Here is a 6895-nt window from a genome sequence, read left to right as displayed (position 1 = left end):
CTAACTCTCCAAGGTTCACATTCAGCCCGAAAACCCGTGCGGACAAAAGCCGTATTATGTGGCAAAACCCTCATCCACAATGGACGCGAGTCCCACATCGCGGACGCTTGTCCAGGATGTGGGCGCCGCTCTCAGCAAGTGGCCGCCCATCCCACGGAATGGAACCGCAGCGCGCCACCCGCCTGACCGGCAGCCCAGCCGATTGATCTGGCGCCGGAAATATCGGATATGCGGGCACGGCGGCGGCCACGGTTTCGGTGCTCACCTTCTCGCAGTAGGGGCCGCTGCTATTTGGAAGCGCGGACGGTCGCCCGCGAGATCGGCGATCGGTCGATGCGCGGCCGATGCTGTGTGCTGGCCGATGCTGTGTGCTGGCCGATGCTGTGTGCTTGCCGATGCGTGGCCGATGCTGTGTGTGCCGCCGTTCTACCGCTTCGTTGACGGGCGTGGCGGCTTCGAGGCGAGTGGCCGATGCCGTGTGGTGATGCTGTGTGGTTCTGGGTGACGCTGTGTCGTGCGGCTGTGTGGTGCTGGATGATGACGCTGTGTGGTGCGCGCTCGGCGCGTGAAAGCTGTGAATGTGGGCCAAACGTCCTGGTGGGGTGTGGGCCGGGGGTGAGGGGGACCGGACGCCGTCGGCTTCGGGGGCAGCCACCGGCGGCGTCCGGTGATCATGGAGGCGCGGGTGGGGGCGCCTTGGGGCGCGGCAGGTGCGCGCGGCAGGTAGACATCGCCGGCCGTGCGTACCTGGCGGTCAGCGCTCCTGGGGCAGCACGATCCACAGGGCCAGGTAGATCAGGAACTGGGGGCCGGGGAGCAGGCAGGAGATTACGAAGATCAGGCGGACCACGTTCGACGAGAGGCCGAAGCGGCGGGCCAGGCCGGAGCAGACGCCGGCGATCCAACGGTCGTCACGTGGGCGGGCGAGGCGGCTGGGCACGGTCATTCACTCCTTTGTCGAGGTCGCGGCCGGGCGCCATGACCATTTACGAAGGTAGGGGCGGTTGGGGCGCTCTCCCTCGGTCCCCAGGTGGATTAGGGTGATCGAGCTCCCGTAAGGGTGACCCGTACCCGGATGTGGCCCACTGTTAACCTGGGGGCCAATTCCGGGCACTTATCCCTGTCGTGGTCCGGACAGTGATGAGGAGGCAAGCCGGGTGACCCTCGCCGTCCTCAGCGCCGGCACCGGCAACGCCCTCGATCCCGCCGATGCCGAGCGGCTCGCGAACGATCTGGTCGATGCCCTGCGGGCCGCCGGCGCCTCAGCCGTCGAGCGCCCGGCAGCACCGATGCCGTTCCGCGAGCCTTCGGGGGCGCCGATGCCGTTCCGCGAGCCTTCGGGGGCGCCGTCCGGTGAGCGCTCGGCGGGGCCGCTCGGCGAGCCTGCGACCGGGCCGGGGCTGCTGCGTGAGCGGGCGGCGGATTCAGGGGTGCTCCGGGAGAGGTCGGGGGCGGCTCAGGTTCGTGAGATGGCGGGGGCGGCTCAGGTTCGTGAGATGGCGGGGCGGGCGCAGGCCGCGGGGGAGCGGCTGCTCGTCTGTGCGGACAACCTCGTCGCGCACCCGAGCCTGCTCTGGCTGCTGGCCACCGAGCCGACCGGGCGCAGCACCGTGCTCGTTGTCGCTGACCCGGACGGCGACCTGCGGGAGGACCGCGGGCGGGTGCTGGCGGCGGGCGGCGGGCCGGGCACGGTTCGGTACGTGGGGGCGATGTGCCTGGCGCCGGCCGACCTGCCGCTGCTCGCCGAGGTCGCCGACGCGCCCGATTTGCTAAAAGCGCTGCTTGACGCCGGACTTGTCCCGATTGCCACGCCGGTGCGGCTGCTGCACGCCGAGCAGGTGCACACCACCGACGAGTTGCTCCGGGCGCGGCAGGCGGTGGCGGCCGTGGACGAGGACAAGGCGCGGCTGCGACTCGCGGTCAAGGAAAAGGACGACTTCTTCACCACGTACGCGGTGAGCACCTGGTCCCCGATCGTCACCAAGGCGGCCGCGCGACTCAAATTGACGCCGACCGGGGTCACCGCGCTGTCCGTGGTGTTCGCGGTGGCCGCCGCGCTCGCGTTCTGGCAGGCGTCGCGGCCCGCGATGGTCGCCGGCGGCATCCTGCTCTACCTCGGGTTCGTGCTCGACTGCGTGGACGGCCAGCTCGCAAGGTACACGCGGCGCTTCGACCCGTTCGGCGGCTGGCTGGACACGATGGCCGACCGCGCCAAGGAGTACGCGGTGTATGCCGGTCTGGCGGCCGGTGCCGAGCGGATCGGGCTGCCGTACGCCTGGCCGCTGGCCATTACCGCCATTCTGCTGCAAACCGTGCGGCACATGACGGACACCTGGTACGGCGCGCTGCACGACGAGGCCGCCGCACGCCCGCGGGCCGCCGCGGCCGCCGGTGTCGGTGCCCGGCTTAGTGCGGCGTCCACCAAGGTGCAGGGCGACACCGGCTCGGCCGCCTACTGGCTGAAGCGGATCGTGGTCTTCCCGATCGGCGAGCGGTGGGCGCTGATCGCGATCCTGGCGATGGTCACCAACGGGCGGGTGGCGTTGATCGCCGTGGTCGGCTGGGGACTGCTCGCCTTCGCGTACACGCTGGCCCTGCGCTCGCTGCGCGCCCTGTCCATGCGGGTCGGGGTGCTCGACACCGTGGACACCGCGCGGCACCGCGACGACGGCCCGCTGGTCCGCGCGGTGCTCGGCCGGGCGGGTCTGCCCGCGCCGCTGGCCTTCGCCGGGCTCGCCGCACTGGTCGCGGCCGCCCTGGTGGCGGCGCTGCTGGCCGGCTGGGTGGACGGCGGTATCCCGGTCGTCATCACCGCGCTGATCGTGCTGGCCGACGGGTTGCCGGCCCGCGCCCGTCATGATGGACCGCTCGACTGGCTGGTCCCGGCCGCCCTGCGCGCCGCCGAATACCTGCTGGTCGTCGGCGTGGGACTGGCGTACGACGTGCCGCCCGCGGTGGTCTACCTTCTGCTCTTCACGCTGGCGTTGCGGCACTACGACCTGACCGCCCGGATGGAGAAGGGCGCGCCCGGTGGCCGGGCCGGTGGCCCGCTCGGCTGGGACGGACGGGTCCTGCTGCTCACGGTGGCCGCCGTGGTCGGTCAAGCTACCCTCGGTGAAGCGTTACTCGCCGGGCTGACCTGCGGAATGTTTCTGGCTAACGCGGTAACCGATTGGCGACGAGGTGAGGTCCCGGCGTGACATCGCTGAGCATCGTGCTCCCGTGTTATCGGGTGCAGGGATATCTACGCCAGTGCTTGGACTCGATCCTCAGCCAGTCGTTCGGCGACTTTGAGATCATCGCGGTCGACGACGCCTCGCCCGACCACACCGGCGAGATCCTCGCCGAGTACGCGGAGCGCGACCCGCGGGTGCGGGTGGTGACCCCGCCGGAGAATCTCGGGCTGGGGCGCGCCCGCAACCTGGGTCTGGAGCACGCCACCGGCGAGTACGTGTGGTTCCTCGACAGCGACGACTGGATGTCCGAGGGCTCGCTGGCCGCGGTGTCCGCCCGGCTGCGGGAAACCGAGGCGGACGTGCTGATCGTCGGCTGGGACCGGGTGCACTGGGACGGCACGGTGGAGTCGGGCACCGCGAAACGGGCGCTGGATCGGGCGCCGGGCCTTTTCTCCACCGAGGCGTACCCGCAGATCTTGAATGTGTTGCACGTGGCCTGGAACAAGGTGATCCGGCGCGACCTGCTGACCCGGCTGGGCTTCGAGTTCGAGGCCGGCTGGTACGAGGACGTGTCGTTCAGCTACCCGGTGCTGCTGGCCGCCGAGCGGATCAGCACCCTGCCCCGCACGTGTGTGCATTACCGGCAGCGCCGCACCGGCGCGATCACCCGGACGGTGGGAGACCGGCATTTCGAGGTCTTCGACCACTGGCAGCACGCGCTGGAGCTGGCCGAGGAGTACGCCTCGCCCGGTCCCGAGGTGCGTGGCCTGCTGTTCCGCCGGATGATCTGGCATTACCTGACGGTGCTGCGGCACGACACCCGGGTGCCGGCCGGTTCGCGCCGACGGTTCTTCCACCGGATCGCCGCCGACTATCGCCGTTTCCGGCCCGCCGAGGGCTTCCCGATGCCGGGCCGGTTCGAGGGCCTTCGCTATCGACTGATCGAGCGGGACGCGTACGGGATGTTCCGGTCCTTGGAGCTCGCGAAGCAGGCCGTGCGCGGGTTGCAGAAGCGGATGCGCCTGCCCGGGCTCCGGATCCCGCACCGCGCGCGGCAGGTCCTCGGCCTGGCCTACTACCAGATGCAGCGGCGGCGGTCGGTCGACGAGTCGCTGGCGCTGTACGCCGCCTACTGGTATCGCGGCGTCAACTGCAACCCGGCCGCGATCGCCCGTAAGGCCGCCGAGCTGGCCCCGCACATCCGGCCGGTCTGGGTGATCGAAGCCTCCCGGACTCATCTGGTGCCGCCCGGCACCGAGTACGTGGTCGCGGGCACGCGGGCGTACTTCCGGGCGCTCGCCCGCGCCCGCTACCTGATCAACAACGTGAACTGGCCGAACCGGATCGCCAAGCGGCCCGGCACCACCCACGTGATGACCCACCACGGCACCCCGCTGAAGATGATGGGCATCGATCAGCTCGATCATCCGGCGGCCGCGCTCGACCAAGATTTCGCGAGCCAGATGCGCCGGGCGGACCGCTGGGACTACAGCATCAGCGCGAACGCTCATACGACGATCGCGTGGTCGCGGGCCTATCCGTGCGACTACGAGACGCTCGAGGTCGGGTATCCGCGCAACGACCGCCTGGCGACCACCACCGCGGCGGAGGTCGCCGCCGTCCGCGAGAAGTTGGGCATCCCGGCCGGCAAGCGGGTGGTGCTCTACATGCCGACGCATCGCGAGTGGCTGCCGTCCGGCACCTCGGTGCTGGAGGTGGAGCGGCTCGCCGAAGCGCTCGGACCGGACACGGTGCTGCTGGTCCGGGCACACTATTTCAACGTGCCGGCGGCTACGCCCGGCGTGCCGGCGGCTACGCCCGGCGTGCCGGCCGCGATGCCCGGCGTGCCGGCCGCGATGCCCGGCCGGCCGGCCGCCACGCCCGGCGAGCCGGCGCTGACCGGCGGCCTGGTCGATGTCTCCGGGCATCCTGTGGTGGAGGATCTCTATCTCGCCGCCGATGTGCTGCTGACCGACTATTCGTCCGCGATGTTCGATTACGCGGTTCTGGATCGCCCCATCGTGATCTTCGCGCCGGACTGGGACACCTACCGGGATCTGCGCGGTGTCTACTTCGACCTGATGGACAAGCCGCCGGGCGCAATTGCACGGGCTTATCCGGAATTGGTGGAGATATTCCGAAGTGGCGCCTACCGCGATGACGCCAACGCCAAGATCCGTCGGGCTTTCCGCGAGCGATTCTGCTATCTCGACGACGGCCACGCGGCCGAGCGCGTCGTACGCCGGGTGTTCCTGAACGATCACCCGTAATGGCGTGATCACGCTGCGCGAATGGCACGTTCACCCGATGGTGGGATATAGACACTCTTCGTCAGAGTGAGCGCGATCGCCGGCCGTCGTGGGACCGGGATCACAGCCTTTCTTCCCCCGGGAGGTTGACGGTGTCCACCGTCGCGCTCAAAGACGTGTCCAAGATCTGGCCGGACGGCACCGTGGCGGTCAATCACGCGAGTCTTGACGTCGGCGACGGCGAATTCATGGTCCTTCTGGGGCCTTCCGGGTGCGGCAAGTCCACCATTCTTCGCATGATCGCCGGCCTGGAGGATCCGTCCGAAGGGGACATTCTGCTGAATGGTTCGCCGGTGCTGGAGGTGCCGCCGCGCGACCGGAGCATCGCGATGGTGTTCCAAGATTTCGCGTTATATCCGCACATGTCGGTGAGTGACAACATCGGCTTTCCGCTGAAATTGTCGAAAGTGGACCCGGGGCCGCGCGGCGAACGCGTCGGTGACGTGGCGACCGCCCTGGGCATCGGCGACGTCCTCGGCCGCAAACCCGGCCAATTGTCCGGCGGCCAACGGCAGCGCGTGGCGATGGGCCGCGCGATCATCCGACGCCCCGGGCTCTTCCTGATGGACGAGCCGCTCTCCAACCTGGACAGCGGCCTGCGCGCCGAACTCCGCAACGAGATCACCGGCCTGACCCGCGAGCTGGGCGTCACCACCATGTACGTGACGCACGACCAGGCCGAGGCGCTGACCATGGCGGATCGGGTGGCGATCCTGCGCCGCGGCGTGCTGCAGGACGTCGGCACCCCCACCGAGGTGTACGGGCGTCCGGCCACCCTCTACGTGGCGGCGTTCCTGGGTTCGCCCCGGATGAATCTGCTGGAGGCCGCGGTCTACGTGCACCTGGACCGCTACATCCAGCTCAACTTCGGTGAGCAGGCGCTCTACCTGCCGTGGAACGACATCCGCGCGCGGGCCGTGGCGCATTACCACGGCGAGCGGATCGTGGTGGGGCTGCGCGCCGAGGCGCTCACCCCGGTCGCCATCGACACGCCGGGCGCCGTCTTCCGCGGCCGGATCCGCTATCTGGAGCACCACGGGCACGAGTCGCTGGCGTACCTGGACATCGGCGCGACCGCCGTGGTGGTGGACGAGATCGGCGGTACGGCACCGGAGGCGGAGACGGCCGGAAACGGCGGCGGCGTCCTCAAGAACGCGCTGCAGCGGCTGACCGGTCGCGGCGGCACCGCGGTGCGGACCCTGGAGACCGAGGCGCCCAGCGTGCTCAACAGCGGCCGGCACAATCGCCGGGCGGCCGAGCTCTCGGTACGGCTGGCGCCCTACCCGGCCGTGGCCCCCGGGCACCCGCTCGCGGTGTCCGTGCGCATGGACGCTCTCCACTTCTTCGACGAGCGGGGCGGCCGGATCGACGTCGGTTGGCGCTGAACATCAGCGGCGCCTCCTGCCACCA

At 70.0% G+C, this 6895-nt stretch carries 4 protein-coding genes; 3 read left to right on the top strand and 1 reads right to left on the bottom strand.

The window, feature by feature from the left end; genetic code table 11:
* Positions 1 to 754 precede the first annotated feature (754 nt).
* Positions 755 to 946: a PspC domain-containing protein gene (locus HH310_RS28325; RefSeq protein WP_169178714.1), complete on the bottom strand. Its 192-nt coding sequence runs from the start codon at positions 944 to 946 to the stop codon at positions 755 to 757.
* Between the two features lie 211 nt (positions 947 to 1157).
* On the opposite strand from HH310_RS28325, the gene HH310_RS28320 reads away from it, so the two are divergent.
* The 3 genes from HH310_RS28320 (at position 1158) to HH310_RS28310 (ending at position 6870) form a co-directional block, all read left to right on the top strand.
* Complete coding sequence (locus tag HH310_RS28320; protein WP_312034376.1) at positions 1158 to 3200, top strand: DUF5941 domain-containing protein; 2043 nt, start codon at positions 1158 to 1160, stop codon at positions 3198 to 3200.
* Positions 3197 to 5446: a bifunctional glycosyltransferase family 2 protein/CDP-glycerol:glycerophosphate glycerophosphotransferase gene (locus tag HH310_RS28315; protein WP_169178713.1), complete on the top strand. Its 2250-nt coding sequence runs from the start codon at positions 3197 to 3199 to the stop codon at positions 5444 to 5446. The genes HH310_RS28320 and HH310_RS28315 overlap by 4 nt, the downstream gene beginning before the upstream one ends.
* Before the next feature lie 131 nt (positions 5447 to 5577).
* The gene (locus tag HH310_RS28310; protein WP_169178712.1) at positions 5578 to 6870 is read left to right on the top strand and encodes an ABC transporter ATP-binding protein; all 1293 of its coding nucleotides are present in this window, start codon (positions 5578 to 5580) and stop codon (positions 6868 to 6870) included.
* Positions 6871 to 6895: the final 25 nt, after the last annotated feature.

Origin of the sequence: Actinoplanes sp. TBRC 11911, assembly GCF_012933445.1 — a bacterium.
Lineage (GTDB): Bacteria > Actinomycetota > Actinomycetes > Mycobacteriales > Micromonosporaceae > Actinoplanes.
This window is presented reverse-complemented; position numbering and strand designations above follow the sequence as displayed.